This is a genomic window from Vogesella sp. AC12, from assembly GCF_024437575.1.
Taxonomy (GTDB): domain Bacteria; phylum Pseudomonadota; class Gammaproteobacteria; order Burkholderiales; family Chromobacteriaceae; genus Vogesella; species Vogesella indigofera.
In genome coordinates this window covers 213,012-228,849 of sequence record NZ_JANFNU010000005.1, presented here as the reverse complement: position 1 = coordinate 228,849, position 15,838 = coordinate 213,012, and the positions used below count along the sequence as shown (strand labels likewise).

Here is a 15,838-nt window from a genome sequence, read left to right as displayed (position 1 = left end):
ATTTTTATATAACAATATCGAAACAATCCGGCAACAAACCGCCCTTGCCAATGTCAAAGATGGCGTTCGCCACCCAAGGCCGCCTGCAATGCCGACATTGCATGTCGCACTTTTGCAGGTTGCCCCTCGCGCCGCGGTGTCACCATCCACAACGGCAATTCCGGCAGGCTCCACTCGCTCAGCACCGGCTGCAGCAGACCGGCGGCCAGTTCCTTGCGTACTTCCGGCTCCGGTTGCAAGGACAGGCCCAAGCCTTCCAGCACAAAGGCACGCGCCGACAGGATATTGTTGCTGCTGATACGCGGCGGCATCGATAAAGTCACCGTTTCTGCACCGCGCGTCAACTGCAAGCGGCTCAAGCCTTCGTGCGCGGCCACCCCGACCCAGTCGTGTTGCAACAGCTCGGCCGGTGTTTGCGGCAGGCCATGCTTTGCAACATAGACCGGCGACGCACAAATGACAAAGTGCCAGTCGGCCAGATGGCGCGCCACCAGTGACGAATCCTTCAGCTTGCCGGCCCGGATCGCGAGATCAATCTGCAACTCCAGCAGGTCCACCATCTCGTCGTGAAAGAACAGCCGCAGGCTGAGGCCGGGGTTGGCCGCCAACAGCGGTGCCAGCGCGCTGCTGAGCACGCCGCCGGCCAGGCCGCTGGGGGCGGAGATGCGCAGCTCGCCCACCGGCGCATCGCGCAGCGCCGACAGCTGCTGCTCCGCCTGCCGCGCCGCCGCCAGCATCGCCGCGCAGCCCTGATAGAACAGCTGCCCGGCCTCGGTCAGCGTCAGCTTGCGCGTGGTGCGCTGTAGCAGGGTGACGCCATGGCGTTGCTCCAGCCGCCGCAGATGCTGGCTGACCGCCGACGGCGTGATGCCGAGGCTCTGCGCCGCCGCGTTCATCGAGCCTTTCTCGATCACCCGGGCAAACACCGCCATGCTGCGCAATTCGTCCATATTCATTATTTCAACTTAACAATCAATCAATTTTACGACGGATTATCGGAATGTGAATCGGCAATTACACTACTCTCATCAATCACCGCCCGTCAGCGGGCAGCAAGGAGCACTCATGAAAATCGCACTGATCGGCGCCAGCGGCTTTGTCGGCTCGGCCATCCTGAAAGAACTGCTGTCGCGCAATGTCGCCGTCACCGCCATCGCCAGCCGTCCCGAGCGCATCGCTGCTGCGGCCAACCTTGAGGTGGTGGCCGCCGATGCCTACGACGCCGACGAGGTGGCCCGTGCCGTGGCCGGCCACGACGTGGTGATCAGCGCCTTCAACCCCGGCTGGGACAAGGCCGACATCCGCGCGCTGTTCCTCGCCGGCCACCAGGCTATCGTCGCCGGGGTCAAGACCGCCGGTGTACCGCGCTTCATCGAGATCGGCGGTGCCGGCAGCCTGTTCGTCGCCCCCGGCGTGCAGCTGATTGACACCCCGCACTTCCCGGCGGAATACAAGGAAGGTGCCGAGGGCGCGCGCCAGGCGCTGAACCTGCTGCAACAGGAAACGCAGCTGGACTGGGTGTTCGTGTCGCCGCCGGCGCTGCTGTCGCCGGGTGCGCGCAGCGGCCAGTACCGTCTCGGCGGTAACGAGCTGCTGATGGCAGGCGAAGCACCGGCCGGCATCAGCGACGCCGACCTCGCCGTGGCGGTAGTGGACGAAGCGCTGCAGCCGCAACACCACCGCCAGCGCTTTACCGTCGCCAGCGTCTGATTCCCGCCGCGATAGCACACCTTATATAAGCATACGGTTTTGCAGTGCAAACCCTGCCGAACGCCTGATCCGACTGGATCGGCGCGTTTGCGGCAGGTTTTTTTGCTGCAACAGCACATTGAATACTGTCGTCGATGCGTTGACAGCCGCGCGCCGCTTCACTAGATTGCGACCAGCCAATCAAGCCGCTGCAGGAGAGACTGTCATTCGCTGACAGCGCCGAAGGGGAATCGCCCCGGAAACTCTCAGGCAAAAGAACTGCAGCGACGTCTGGCACTCTGGAGAGTAGATCAGCCGCAAGGCCGGATCTCGCCGAAGGAAGCATGGCCCGGTGGGTACACCGTGCGCCGCAATCTCTCAGGCAAAGGGACAGAGGGGGCATCGTCCGGCAGACGCCGGGCGGGCGCCATTGTCCTTTACGCCGCACATCCATGCGTCAACGCCCTGCCCGACCCTGCCGCCACTACCAGCGCGGTTGCGGCCAACCTTTGCCGTTCGCGCCAAGAAAAAGGAATGCACGATGTTTACCAAAGAGATGGAGATTGCCGGTTTCGACGACGCACTGTGGGCCGCGATGCAGGCCGAGGCACAACGCCAGGAAGACCACATCGAGCTGATCGCCTCCGAGAACTACACCAGCCCGCGCGTGATGCAGGCGCAAGGCAGCCAGTTGACCAACAAGTACGCCGAGGGCTATCCCGGCAAGCGCTACTACGGCGGCTGCGAGCACGTCGATGTCGCCGAACAGCTGGCCATCGACCGCGCCAAGCAACTGTTCGGCGCCGACTACGCCAACGTGCAACCGCACTCCGGCAGCCAGGCCAACGCCGCGGTGTACATGGCGCTGCTGCAGCCGGGCGACACCGTGCTGGGCATGAGCCTGGCGCACGGCGGCCACCTCACCCACGGCGCCAAGGTCAACTTCTCCGGCAAGATTTACAACGCGGTGCAGTACGGCATCAACGTGGACACTGGTGAGATCGACTACGACGAAGTGCAGCGTCTGGCCAGCGAACATAAGCCGAAGATGCTGGTCGCCGGCTTCTCCGCCTACTCGCTGGTGGTGGACTGGAAGCGCATGCGCCAGATCGCCGACAGCGTCGGCGCGTATTTCTTTGTCGACATGGCGCACGTCGCCGGCCTGGTGGCAGCCGGGCTGTACCCGAACCCGGTGCCACACGCGCACGTGGTCACCACCACCACCCACAAGACGCTGCGCGGCCCGCGCGGCGGCCTGATCCTGGCGCAGGCCAACCCCGAGCTGGAAAAGAAACTGCAGTCGCTGGTGTTCCCCGGCATCCAGGGCGGCCCGCTGATGCACGTGATCGCCGCCAAGGCGGTAGCCTTCCTCGAGGCGCTGCAGCCGGAATTCGTCGACTACCAGAAACAGGTGCTGGCCAACGCCCGCGCCATGGTGGAGGTGTTCCAGCAGCGTGGCTACACGGTGGTGTCCGGCAAGACCGATGACCACCTGTTCCTGCTGAGCCTGATCGACAAGGGCCTCACCGGCAAGGCCGCCGACGCCGCGCTGGGTGCCGCCTGCATCACCGTCAACAAGAACGCGGTACCGAACGACCCGCAAAGCCCGTTCGTCACCAGCGGCATCCGCATCGGCAGCCCGGCGATCACCAGCCGCGGCTTCAAGGAAGCGGAAGCCGGCCAGGTGGCGCACTGGGTGTGTGACATCCTCGACGACATCGACAACGCCGATGTCGCCGCCCGCGTGAAACGCCAGGTGGCGGAGCTGTGCGCCGCCTTCCCGGTTTACCGCTAAGCAGCAGCGGGCGCCGTCATTCCGACGGCGCCCGACTATAGTTAAAACAGAACCTGCGCCGCAGGCACCACCTCAAGAGAAGCAACATGGCAATCAGTGTTTTTGATTTGTTCAAGATCGGCATCGGCCCGTCCAGCTCCCACACCGTCGGCCCGATGCGCGCGGCGCGGCAATTCGTCGCCCGGCTGGAAAAGGACGGCCTGCTGGCGCAGACCGCCAGCGTCAAATCCGAAATGTTCGGTTCTCTCGGTGCCACCGGCAAAGGCCACGGCAGCGATGTGGCGGTACTGCTCGGGCTGCAGGGCGAATACCCGGACCTGGTCGACACCGATGCCGTCGACGGCATGCTGGCCGCCATCCGCAACAACAAGCGCATCGCACTCCTGGGCACGCACGAGATCGACTTCATCGAGTCCGAGCACCTGATCCTGCACAAGCGCAAGGCGCTGCCCTATCACCCTAATGGCATGATCTTCGAGGCGTTTGCCGCCGACGGCAGCAGCCTGTCCAAGCGCGCCTACTACTCGGTCGGCGGCGGCTTCGTGGTCGACGAGGCGGCGATCGACGCCGGCTTCGTGCCACCGGGCATCACCGAGCTGAAGCACCCGTTCAAGAGCGGCGCCGAGCTGCTGGCGCTGTGCCAGCGCCACGGCAAGAGCATCAGCCAGATCATGCTGGAGAACGAGTTGGCGTGGCGCAGCGAGGACGAGATCCGCAGCGGCCTGCTCAACATCTGGCACGTGATGCAGGCCTGCGTGAAGCGCGGCTGCGAGCGCGAGGGCATCCTGCCCGGCGGCATGAAGGTCAAGCGCCGCGCCGCCGACATGCACCGCAAGCTGCTGTCGTCGCCGGAAGCGGCGCTGCGCGACCCGCTGACGGTACTGGACTGGGTGAACCTGTACGCGCTGGCAGTGAACGAGGAAAACGCCGCCGGCGGCCGCGTGGTGACCGCGCCGACCAACGGCGCCGCCGGCATCATCCCGGCGGTACTGCACTACTACGCGCGCTTCATCCCCGGCGCCAGCGACGACGGCATCGTGCGCTTCCTGCTCACCGCTGGCGCCATCGGCATCCTGTTCAAGCTCAATGCGTCCATTTCCGGCGCCGAAGTCGGCTGCCAGGGCGAAGTCGGCTCCGCCTGTTCGATGGCGGCCGGCGGCCTGGCCGAAGTGCTGGGCGGCACGCCGGAGCAGGTGGAAAACGCCGCCGAGATCGGCATGGAACACAATCTGGGGCTGACCTGCGACCCGGTCGGCGGCCTGGTACAGGTGCCGTGCATCGAGCGCAACGCGATGGCGTCGATCAAGGCCATCAACGCGGCGCGGATGTCGCTGCGCGGCGACGGCCAGCACTTCGTGTCGCTGGACCGCGTGATCAAGACCATGCGCGACACCGGCCGCGACATGAGCACCAAGTACAAGGAAACCGCGCGCGGCGGGCTGGCGATCAACGTGATCGAGGTGCCGGTCAACATCGTCGAGTGCTGAGCGCACCATCCGCGACAGCTGCGGCCAACCTTGCACAAGGTTGGCCGCAACGACAAAGCCCGCCTTTTCGGCGGGCTTTTTGCATTCACGCGTCCGGCTACAGGAAGCGCGCCGGCGCATACGGTGCCGGATCGGTGAACGGCGTCTCTCCGCAGATCACCTGCGCCAGCAGTTGGCCGCACACCGGCCCCAGCGTCAGGCCGTGGTGGGCGTGGCCGAAGTTGAACCACAGGCCCTTGTGGCGCGGTGCGGCGCCCAGCGCCGGGCGCATGTCCGGCAGGCACGGGCGGCTGCCCATCCACGGCGTGACATCCAGCCGCTCACCGAGCGGGAACAGCCCGCGCGCCAGCGCCTCGGCCTGCTCCAGCTGCGCGTAGTTGGGGGCGGCGTCGCGCCGCGCCAGTTCCACGCCGGTGGCGATGCGCAGGCCGCGCTGCATCGGAGATACCACGAAGCCGCCTTCCACGTCGGCCACGGTGTAGCTCAGCCCCGGCCCCAGAGGCCGGTAGTGCATGTGGTAGCCGCGCTTGGTCTGCAGCGGAATGCGGTAGCCCAGCGGCTGGAAAATGTCATCGGACCACGGCCCCATGGCGACGACGACCTGCGCCGCGCGCAGCGTGCCGCCACTGGTGACCACCTGCCAGCCGCTGCCGTCCGGGACCAGCGCCGTGGCCTCCTGCTGCAGGAGTACCCCGCCCAGGCTCTCGAAATAGGCGGCATAGCCGCGGGTCAGTGCACCCGGATCGCTGATGCGCTGCGGGTCGCGCCAGTGCACCGCGCCGGCGAAGCCCTCGCCGAGGCCCGGCTCGGCGGCGCGCAGCTGTGCCGCGTCGAGGATCTGCAACTGCAGACCGTGTTCGGCGGCAATGCGGCGCGCGTTGGCGGCCTCGGCGGCAAAGCCGGCCTCGGTGCGGTAGGCCTCGAACAGACCGTCGTCACTGCACAGCCCGCGCATATTGGCCGCGGCGATCAGCGTGGCGTGTTCGTCCAGGCTGCGGCTGATCAGCGGCAGCATGTCGTGCGCGGCGGCGGCGAGGCGATGCGGGGCGGACGCACGGAAGTAGCGCCACAGCCACGGCGCGCTCTGCAGCAGGCTGGACGGCTGGTAGCGCACGTCGGCACTGCGGTTGCGGCCGATGCGCAGCACGCTGGCGATATTGCGCGGGAAGCCGTAGGGCACCACGGCGGCGCGTTCCAGCAGGCCGGCGTTACCGTGGCTGGTTTCCTCGCCGGGCGCGCGGCGGTCGAGCAGCGCCACGCGCAAGCCGCGCTGCTGCAGGGCGATGGCAGAAGAAACGCCGATCATGCCGGCGCCGAGGACGATGATGTCGAAATCCATGTTGTGCTTCTTTCAGATGCAGTTGCCATGGGCGCTGCGAGCAGCGGCCATGGCAACGGAATCTGCAAGGTTGGCCGCAGCCTGCGGCCAACCTTGCACGCCGCTTACTTGGCGACGATGTCGCGGTGGAAGTACTTCTGCGACAGCTTGCTGAGGGTGCCGTCCTGCTTCAGGCTGGCAATCGCCTTGTCCAGCTCGGCCTTGCGCGGGTCGCCCTTGCGCAGGCCCATGCCGGTGCCCTCGCCGAGGGTGGCGAAGTCGCTGATCACGCCGCCGGCAAAGTCAAAGTCCTTGCCCTGCGGCTTGCTGAGGAAGCCTTCCATCGCAGTCTGCGCTTCCTGCACCCCGGCATCCAGACGACCGGCGGCCAGATCAAGGAAAATCTGCGCCTGGTCGCGGTAGGCAACCACCTTCACGCCGTGTTTCTCCCAGTGCTTGCGCACGAAGTCTTCCTGGGTGGCGCCCTGCAGCACGCCGACGGTCTTGCCCTTCAGGCTGGCCACGGTCGGCGTCAGCTTGCTGTCGCGACGCGCCACCATCTGGATCGGCACGATGTAGATCGGGGCGGTGAAGTCGATGGACTCGCGGCGCTTGGCGGTGATGTTCATCGCCGAGTTGATGACGTCGAACTTCTTCGCCTTCAGGCCGGGGATCAGGCCCTCGAACGAGGTTTCCACCCAGCTGCACTTGGCGGCCATGCGCTCGCAGATCGCCTTGCCGACATCGATGTCGAAGCCGACCAGCTGGCCGTCGGCCTGCTTGCTCTCGAACGGCGGGTAGAACGGCTCCAGCCCCATGCGCAGCGGCGCACCCTGCGCCATGGCGGTACCGGCGAGGCAGGCCAGCAGAGGGAAAACGGCATTGCGAACGCGTTTGCTGATCATGAAATGTCTCCTTTGTTCCTGTAGCGGGTAACGTCCCGTCCCGTTGCGCCTGGCCAGGCCATGGCGCCTGCGTGGTTTGGCAGCCGGCGGGGCTGCGTTCACGTCTTGCTTTGGCTCGGTCACAAGATAGACATTTTTTCTACTTTGGACAATTAATTTATAAAAAATCTGACCGCCACCCACCAGACACGGCGGTCAAAGCCGACCACCCCATGACAAATCCATGTATTGAGCTGCAATTTATCATTTAAATAACAACAACTTGACATCAAACAAGCAGCCAAAAACACCAGCAAACCCCTGGAAAAATGGCCGCCACACAATTTGTAGACTTTTTTTCCACAATGGAATTTAATACAACAAACAAGCCTGCCACGGTCTACCATCCGGCAGTGCCCGAGCACACCAATACGAGAGCCCAGCATGAACCACATCGACCACCACGCCGCGCCCCTGCTCCTCAACCAGCAACAGGTGCGCGACTACCTGCCGGCGCTGCCGGTGCGCGCCGCGCTGAGCGCGCTGTTCCAGGCACTGGCGCACGAGCGCGCGGTACAGCCGGCACAGACGCTGACCCTGTTCCCGCAAGGCGCCGGCGACGTCATCACCTATCAGGGCGTACTGGCCGATGCCGGCGTGTTCGGCGCCAAGCTGTCGCCCTACATCGTCACCGACGGCCGGCCGGTGATCAGTGCCTGGACCAGCCTGATGTCGATGCAAACCGGCCAGCCGCTGCTGTTCTGCGATTCCGGCCTGCTGACGGTGGAACGCACCGCCGGCACCAGCGCGCTGGCCATCGAGCTGCTGGCGCGGCAAGACAGCCGCCAGCTGACACTGATCGGCTGCGGCGCGCTCGGCCAGGCGCACCTGCGCCACGTGCTGCCGCTACGCGACTGGCAGCGCATCCGCGTGTACGCGCCGGATCTCGCCGCCAAGCCGGAGCTGCAGCAACAACTGCAGGCGCTGGACCCGCGCATCGAGATCAGCAGCAGCGTGGATGCCGCCTGCGACAACGCCGACGTGATCATGCTGTGTACCTCCTCCGCCGCGGCGGTGCTGGACCCGGCCACGCTCAGCAAAGCGGCGCTGATCACCTCGATCAGCACCAATGCCGTCAACGCGCACGAGGTGGCACCGGCCAGCCTCGCCGCGATGGACGTGTACTGCGACCACAAGCACAGCACGCCGGACAGCGCCGGCGAGATGGTGCTCGCCAGCCAGCAGGGCAGCTGGCAGCGCGACCGCATCGTCGGTGATCTGGCCGATCTGGTCAGCCAGCGCTGCGCGCTGCCGGACTACCAGCGCCCGGTGTTCTTCCGCTCCATCGGCATGGGCTTGCAGGACATCGCCATCGCCTGCGCACTGCTGCAACAGGCGCAGGCCGCGCAATGAGTCCGCAGCGGCACACCGCGGACGGTCTGACGGCGGCCGGCGGGCGCAAGGCTTGTGCCCTGCCCGCTGCATCAGGCACTATCGCTGTCCCTGCCGTTGCGCCCGATCCGACCATGACGTCCACGCCCAGCCCTACGCCGCAGCAATTGCTGCTGTCGCGCTACAGCCACCTCGCCGACAGCATCGCCAAGCTGTTCTTTCCCTACGCCGAGGTGGTGATCCACGACCTGGCGCAGCAGCGCGTGCTCTACCTCGCCAACAACCTGTCGCGGCGCGAGATCGGCGACGAATCGGCGCTGGAGGAAATCGAGCGCACCATCGCTGAACGCTACGTCGGGCCGTATGAAAAGGTGAACTGGGACGGCCGCAAGATGCGCTGCGTCAGCTCGGTGCTGTTTGACGATGCCGGCGCCGCGCTGGGGGTGATGTGCATCAACTTCAATATCGCGGTGTTCGAGGACATGCACGGCATGCTGGGCATGCTGCTGAAGGGCGCTGGCTTGGTGGAACAACCGGCGGAGCTGTTCCGTGACGACTGGCAGGAGCGCATCAACACCTTCATGCACCGCTGGCTGCAGGAGCGGCAGCTGGCGCTCAATACCCTGTCGCGCCAGCACCGCAAGGAGCTGGTCGAAGCGCTGTACGCCGAGGGCGCCTTCAACGGCAAGAGCGCCACCCACTACATCGCCAACGTGCTCGGCCTCGGCCGCGCCACGGTGTACAAATACCTGCAGACGCTGAAATAGGCGTCCGCCAATGAAAAAGGTTGGCCGCATCGCTGCGGCCAACCTTTTGCTGTCTGCGGCCGCGCACGGCCGGAGGTTTAGAACCTGTTCAAGGTCTCGCGAGCTAGAGCGAGACAAGGCGAAAATGCCTGAGGAAGCGGCATTTAACTGAATATAACCAGCATTCCGCAGGCGTTTTTAACGCGGTATCGCCCCTATTGCGATCAAGTCGCAGCAGGCATTGAGCAGGTTCTTACTGTTTCTGCAGCAGGCGCAGCGTAATCTGCAGCTCGCCGTTGTCACCCTTCACCGTCTGCACGTTCTGCAGGCTCAGATCGGACGGCAGCAGCAGGCTGATGCCATTGCCGACACCGACCTTGCTCCAGCTCTTTTCCAGGCGCCGCGCCATGCCCTGCGCCGGCAGCCGCACGTCGCTCTCCAGCGCAAAGCCGTAGTTCTCGGCGGCGCTGTCGAACAGGCGCCCGATCTGCTCCGGCTCGACGTAGCGCTCCGCCATGCTGCCCATCTGCCGCGGCGACACCTCCGGCACCGTCTTGCACAGCGTCATCACCTCATCCTTGAAGCGCACCTGCGCCAGCGGGTCTTCGATCTCTTCCGAGATCTGTTCCATCACCTCGGCCACCAGCTTGCTGCTGCTGCTGGTATCCGGCACCCGCATCGCCTGCAGGAAGTCGTCGAGCCAGAACTTGGCCTCGTGACCCTGGCGGTCGACCGCGTACAGCAGCGGCCCGTTTTCCAGGATCAGCGCGCCCTTGTCGATCAGGCGCGGGTTGATGCCGCTGGCGTGGCTGATGTCGAACACCTCGCCACTCTCGACGATGGTGAGGAAATCCTCCTGGATTTCCGCCTTGAACACGCCCAGCGCGCGCTGCGGGCTGTCCGCCTCGCCCAGGCCGGAGAACAGGATCACCAGCAGGTCGCCGGCGGCGATGTTCGGGTGCTGCGAGCGCGCGAACAGGTGCTTGGCGATGCGCTGCGACACCTCCAGCAGATCGACGTCGCCGCGGAAAAACTGCCGCGTGTAGTGGTACAGCTCGTTGAGGTTGAGATCGGTCTCGTGGAAGAACTGGTACTTCTTCTTGTCGGAGACGATGCCCTTCAGGTAGCCGTCCAGAATCAGCGCCGACACCGCCTCGTCCACGCCGATGGCCTTGTGCGACAGCTGCAACGGCTCGCCACGCGCCGGATTGCCGACACGGTGTACCACCAAACGCTCTACCCTGGATTCGCTAATCAGCATGCTCGGATCTGTCCTCATTCAATCAAGGCGCGATTATCGCCGCCCTTGCCCCGCACAACAAGGTTGGCCGCAGCTCAGGCCACCACCTCGGCCAGCCCGAACTGCAAGGCGGCCAGCCTGGCGTACAGCGGCGAGCGCTGCAGCAGCTCGGCGTGGGTGCCCTCCGCCACGATGCGGCCCTGCTCCAGCACCACGATGCGGTCGGCCTGCTTCACCGTCGCCAGGCGGTGGGCGATGACGATGGTGGTGCGCCCGGCGGCGGCACGCTCCAGCGCCTGCTGCACCAGCTGTTCCGATTCGGCATCCAGCGCGCTGGTGGCCTCGTCCAGCAGCAGGATGGGCGGGTTTTTCAGGATGGCGCGCGCAATGGCGATGCGCTGGCGCTGGCCGCCGGACAGGCGCACGCCGCGCTCGCCTAGATAGCTGTGATAGCCCTCCGGCAGGCGCTCGATGAATTCGTGCGCGGCGGCGGCGCGGGCGGCGGCGAACACCTCCTCGTCCGTGGCGTCGGGCCGGCCGTAGCGGATGTTCTCCAGCGCGCTGGCACCGAAGATCACCGTGTCCTGCAACACGATGCCGATGTGGCGGCGCAGCGCCTGCGGGTCCAGCTGCGCGATATCGGTGCCGTTGAGCGTGATGCGGCCAACTTGCGGATCATAAAAGCGCAGCAGCAGCTGGAACAGCGTGGTCTTGCCCGCGCCGGACGGCCCGACCAGCGCCACCTGCTCGCCGGGGCGGATGGCGAGGGTGATGCCGGACAGCGACGGCTGCCCGGGTCGCGACGGGTAGGCGAAGCCGACGTCTTGCAGTTGCAGGCCATCGCCCGTTGCCGGCAAGGGCAGCGGCTGCGCCGGCGGCTGTACCGGCGAGCGCTGTGCCAGCAGTGCCATCAGCCGTTCGGTGGCGCCGGCGGCGCGCTGCAGGTCGCCCCACACCTCGGCCACCGCGCCGATGGCGCCGGCGGTCACCACCGCGTAGAGGATGAACTGCGCCAAGAGGCCGCTGCTCATCTCGCCGGCCAGCACCGCGCGCGCGCCCAGCCACAGCACGAACACCACCGCGCCGAACACCAGCATGATCACCACCGCCGTCAGCTGCGAACGGGCGCGGATGCGCGCCAGCGCGGTGTCGAAGCTGAGCGCCACCGAGCCGTCGAAACGCACGGTTTCGCGCGCCTCCTGCGCGAAGGCCTGCACCGTCTGCACCGCGTTCAGCGTCTCGCCGGCCATGGCGCTGGAATCGGCGATGCGGTCCTGGCTGGCGCGCGACAGCGTGCGCACGCGGCGGCCGAAGACCAGGATGGGCAGGATCACCAGCAACAGCGTCACCAGGATGTAGCCGGTCAGGCTGGGGCTGGTCACCGCCAGCATCACCAGCCCGCCCAGCATCAGCAGGATGTTGCGCAGCCCCATCGACAGGCTGGTGCCGATCACGGTCTGCACCAGCGTGGTGTCGGTGGTCAGCCGCGACAGCACCTCGCCGGTTTGCAGCGTCTCGAAGTATTCCGGGCTCATGCGGATCACGTGGCGGTACACCGCGCTGCGCACGTCGGCGGTGACGCGCTCGCCCAGCCACGACACCAGATAGAAACGCAGCGCGGTGAACAGCGCCAGGACCAGCGCCAGCGCCAACAGCGCCAGAAAGTAGCCGTCGACCGCCTCGCGCTGCACGAAGGCGTGGTCGATCAGGTAGCGGAACGCCACCGGCAGCAGCAGCGTGGCCATGGCCGCCACCAGCAGCGCCAGCGCGGCCAGCAGCGCACGACCGCGATACGGCCGCAAAAACGGCCACAGCCCGGACAGCGGGGTAAGACGTTGCAATAAACCTGGGCTAGCCACGGCAGCACTCCACAATTAGCATACGATGCGTAACAAGTGCCGCAACGGTACGCTTTTTTCAAGAGCGGCACCGCAATTGCCATCCCCATCCGGCGCCGCCTGCCCTGCCGGCGGCCGCGCCGACCACCACAAGGCCCGTCATGCTGATCAACTGCGTTGCCTACCACAACGGCCAAAAACTCGGCGACATCCCGGTAAACGCCATCCCCGAACACCTGGCCAAGCCGGACTGCCTGGTGTGGGTCGCGCTGCAAGACCCGACCCCGGACGAAATCAGCCACTTCGGCCACCAGTTCGCGCTGCACCCGCTGGCGGTGGAGGACGCGCTGCACGGCCACCAGCGCCCGAAGCTGGACGAATACGGCGACACCCTGTTTCTGGTGATGAAGACGCTGGAGCCGGACCGCGAGAACGGCATCCACGTCGGTGAGGTCGACCTGTTCGTTGGCCGCAACTTCCTGCTGTCGATCCGCAACCAGACGCGCAAGGGCTTCCAGGACGTGCGCGCACGCTGCGAACGCGAGCCGCACCTGCTGGCGCACGGCAGCGGCTTTGTGCTGTACGCGCTGATGGATGCGGTGGTCGACCGCTACCTGGCCGTGATCCACCAGCTGGAAGACGAGCTGGACAGCATCGAAGGCCGGCTGTTTCTCAAGGGTAGCTCGGCGCGACGCAATATTGCGGCGCTGTACGCGCTCAAGCGCAAATTGATCACCGTCCACCACGCCGCCGCGCCGCTGCACGAGGCCACTGCGCGGCTGTACGGCGGCCGCGTGCCGCCGCCCTGCCACGAGCTGCCGGAGTATTTCCGTGACGTGGACGACCACCTGTCGCGCATCCTGCACACCGTGGAATCGCAGCGCGACCTGCTGGCCACCGCCATCCAGGTCAATATCGCGATGATCTCGCTGGACGAAAGCAGCATCAGCAAGAAGCTGGCCGCCTACGCCGCGCTGTTCGCGGTGCCGACCATGATCGCCGGCATCTACGGCATGAACTTCGACTACATGCCGGAGCTGCGCACGCCGCTGGGCTACCCGCTGTCGCTGCTGAGCATGGTGGTGCTGGATGTGCTGCTGTGGCGCCGCTTCCGTCGCGCCGGCTGGCTGTAGCATTACCCCACTAAAAGTAAAAGATGTTATCGATTATTGGCGCTTTTACCCCCACCATGACATCGGTACACTCGATTCATTCGCTAAAGCAAAGCGCCCTCATCCGGCGCACGACGACAAAGAGAGAAACTTCATGACTACGCGCATCCAGAACCACCGCCTGCACGTTGCGGCCAACCTTTACCACTTCATCGAACAGGAAGCGCTGCCCGGCACCGGCGTCGATGCCGCCGCCTTCTGGCAGGGTTTCGATGCGCTGGTGCACACGCTGGCGCCGAAGAACCGCGCGCTGCTGGCCGAACGCGACCGCCTGCAAAGCGAGATCGACGCCTGGCACCGCGCCCACCCCGGCCCGATCGCCGACATGGCCGCCTACAAGGCCTTTCTCGCCGGCATCGGCTACCTGAAACCGGTTCCGGCCGACGCGCAGATCAGCACCAGCAACATCGACAGCGAAATCGCGGAACAGGCCGGCCCGCAGCTGGTGGTGCCGGTGATGAACGCCCGCTACGCGCTGAACGCGGCCAACGCGCGCTGGGGCAGCCTGTACGATGCGCTGTACGGCACCGACGCCATCAGCGAAGACGGCGGCGCCAGCCGTGCCGGCGGCTACAACGCGGTACGCGGCGGCAAGGTGATCGCCTTCGGTCGCGATTTCCTCGACCAGGCGGCAACGCTGGAGAACGGCTCGCACTTTGACGCCACCGCCTATACCGTGGTGGCCGGCCAGCTGCAGGTACAACTGAACGACGGCAACCGCAGTGGCCTGAAGCAGCCTGGCCAGTTCATCGGCTTCAACGGCGACGCCACCGCGCCGAGCGCCATCCTGCTGAAACAGAACGGCCTGCACTTCGAGATCCAGATCGACAAGGCCAGCGCCATCGGCGCGCAGGACGGCGCCGGGGTCAAGGACATCGTGATGGAAGCGGCGATCAGCACCATCATGGACTGCGAGGATTCCGTCGCCGCCGTCGATGCCGACGACAAGGTGGTCGTTTATCGCAACTGGCTGGGGCTGATGAAGGGCGATCTGGTCGAGGAAGTCAGCAAGGGCGATAAAACCATCACCCGCCGCCTGAATGCCGACCGCCAGTACCTGACGCCGGCTGGCGACACGCTGAGCCTGCACGGCCGCAGCCTGATGTTCATCCGCAACGTCGGCCACCTGATGAGCAACCCGGCCATCCTCGACGGCGACGGCCGCGAGATTCCGGAAGGCATCATGGACGCGGTGGTCACCACCCTGATCGCGCTGCACGACCAGCAGCGCCGCGGCAACTCGCGCGCCGGCTCGATCTACATCGTGAAGCCGAAGATGCACGGCCCGGACGAGGTGGCATTCGCCAACGAGCTGTTCGGCGCGGTGGAAAGCCTGCTCGGCCTGCCGCAGTACACCGTGAAGCTGGGCATCATGGACGAGGAGCGCCGCACCAGCGTCAACCTCAAGGCCTGCATCGCCGCCGCCCGCCACCGCGTCGCCTTCATCAACACCGGCTTCCTCGACCGTACCGGTGACGAGATGCACACCGCGATGGAAGCCGGCCCGATGATCCGCAAGGGCGACATGAAGACCAGCAAGTGGATCACCGCCTACGAGCGCAGCAATGTGCAGGTCGGCCTCGATTGCGGCCTGCGCGGCCACGCCCAGATCGGCAAGGGCATGTGGGCGATGCCGGACCTGATGGCAGAAATGCTGAAGCAGAAGATCGGCCACCCGAAAGCCGGCGCCAACACCGCCTGGGTGCCGTCACCGACCGCCGCCGTGCTGCACGCACTGCACTACCACCAGGTAAACGTGCAGCAGGTACAACAGGGGCTGGAAGGCCAAACCATCGACGTACTGGACGAGCTGCTGACCATTCCGGTTGCGGCCAACCCGCAGTGGAGCGCCGCCGAAATCCAGCAGGAGCTGGACAACAACGCGCAGGGCATCCTCGGCTACGTGGTGCGCTGGATCGACCAGGGTGTCGGCTGCTCCAAGGTGCCGGACATCCACAACGTCGGCCTGATGGAAGACCGCGCCACGCTGCGCATCTCCAGCCAGCACATCGCCAACTGGCTGCGCCACGGCATCACCAGCGAGGCGCAGGTGATGGAAACGCTCAAGCGCATGGCGGCGGTGGTCGACGCCCAGAACGCCGGCGACCCGCTGTACCAGAACATGGCCGGCAATTTCGATACCTCCGTTGCCTTCAAGGCTGCCTGCGATCTGGTGTTCAAGGGCTGCGCACAGCCATCCGGCTACACCGAGCCGCTGCTGCACGCCTGGCGTCTCGTGGCCAAGGCGCAGTAAGCGCCGCCGCCCCATCGCCCCGC

The 15,838-nt window shown here is 65.9% G+C and carries 12 protein-coding genes and 1 riboswitch; of the genes, 7 read left to right on the top strand and 5 right to left on the bottom strand.

Translation table 11 applies throughout. The features are described from left to right. Positions 1-53: 53 nt before the first annotated feature. On the bottom strand, positions 54-956 hold the full coding sequence (locus tag NOM55_RS10575; protein WP_255908542.1) for a LysR family transcriptional regulator: 903 nt from the start codon (positions 954-956) through the stop codon (positions 54-56). Between the two features lie 109 nt (positions 957-1,065). Here NOM55_RS10575 and NOM55_RS10570 point away from each other — a divergent pair, with 109 nt between their 5' ends. From NOM55_RS10570 to NOM55_RS10560, 3 genes are all read left to right on the top strand, one after another. Beyond that, a complete protein-coding gene (locus tag NOM55_RS10570) occupies positions 1,066-1,710 on the top strand; it encodes an NAD(P)-dependent oxidoreductase (protein WP_255908541.1) in 645 nt (214 codons plus the stop codon). Between the two features lie 181 nt (positions 1,711-1,891). Continuing rightward, a riboswitch (glycine riboswitch) is annotated at positions 1,892-1,981 on the top strand. 249 nt (positions 1,982-2,230) lie between these two features. After that, a complete protein-coding gene (gene glyA / locus NOM55_RS10565) occupies positions 2,231-3,484 on the top strand; it encodes a serine hydroxymethyltransferase (protein ID WP_255908540.1) in 1,254 nt (417 codons plus the stop codon). A gap of 86 nt (positions 3,485-3,570) precedes the next feature. Next, positions 3,571-4,971, top strand: a complete 1,401-nt coding sequence (locus NOM55_RS10560; protein ID WP_255908539.1) for an L-serine ammonia-lyase — start codon at positions 3,571-3,573, stop codon at positions 4,969-4,971. Between the two features lie 97 nt (positions 4,972-5,068). Here NOM55_RS10560 and NOM55_RS10555 read toward each other — a convergent pair whose 3' ends face one another. Both NOM55_RS10555 and NOM55_RS10550 read right to left on the bottom strand, forming a co-directional pair. Then, complete coding sequence (locus tag NOM55_RS10555; RefSeq protein WP_255908538.1) at positions 5,069-6,310, bottom strand: FAD-binding oxidoreductase; 1,242 nt, start codon at positions 6,308-6,310, stop codon at positions 5,069-5,071. A gap of 104 nt (positions 6,311-6,414) precedes the next feature. Continuing rightward, positions 6,415-7,194: an ABC transporter substrate-binding protein gene (locus NOM55_RS10550; RefSeq protein WP_255908537.1), complete on the bottom strand. Its 780-nt coding sequence runs from the start codon at positions 7,192-7,194 to the stop codon at positions 6,415-6,417. A gap of 423 nt (positions 7,195-7,617) precedes the next feature. Between NOM55_RS10550 and NOM55_RS10545 the strand changes: the two genes are divergently transcribed. Both NOM55_RS10545 and NOM55_RS10540 read left to right on the top strand, forming a co-directional pair. Continuing rightward, positions 7,618-8,586: an ornithine cyclodeaminase family protein gene (locus NOM55_RS10545; protein ID WP_255908536.1), complete on the top strand. Its 969-nt coding sequence runs from the start codon at positions 7,618-7,620 to the stop codon at positions 8,584-8,586. 113 nt (positions 8,587-8,699) lie between these two features. Continuing rightward, positions 8,700-9,332 (top strand): transcriptional regulator, encoded by a 633-nt coding sequence (locus NOM55_RS10540; protein WP_255908535.1) that lies wholly within the window; start codon positions 8,700-8,702, stop codon positions 9,330-9,332. Between the two features lie 232 nt (positions 9,333-9,564). Here NOM55_RS10540 and NOM55_RS10535 read toward each other — a convergent pair whose 3' ends face one another. Together NOM55_RS10535 and NOM55_RS10530 are read right to left on the bottom strand one after the other, a co-directional pair. Next, positions 9,565-10,572, bottom strand: coding sequence for a nucleoid-associated protein (locus tag NOM55_RS10535; RefSeq protein WP_120811296.1), 1,008 nt, complete (start codon positions 10,570-10,572; stop codon positions 9,565-9,567). Positions 10,573-10,646: 74 nt separating this feature from the next. Further along, on the bottom strand, positions 10,647-12,410 hold the full coding sequence (locus tag NOM55_RS10530) for an ABC transporter transmembrane domain-containing protein (protein ID WP_255908534.1): 1,764 nt from the start codon (positions 12,408-12,410) through the stop codon (positions 10,647-10,649). Positions 12,411-12,550: 140 nt separating this feature from the next. Between NOM55_RS10530 and corA the strand changes: the two genes are divergently transcribed. Then, entirely contained in the window at positions 12,551-13,522 is a 972-nt protein-coding gene (gene corA / locus NOM55_RS10525; RefSeq protein WP_255908533.1) for a magnesium/cobalt transporter CorA, read from the top strand. Between the two features lie 133 nt (positions 13,523-13,655). Next, positions 13,656-15,815: a malate synthase G gene (locus tag NOM55_RS10520; protein WP_255908532.1), complete on the top strand. Its 2,160-nt coding sequence runs from the start codon at positions 13,656-13,658 to the stop codon at positions 15,813-15,815. Positions 15,816-15,838 lie beyond the last annotated feature (23 nt).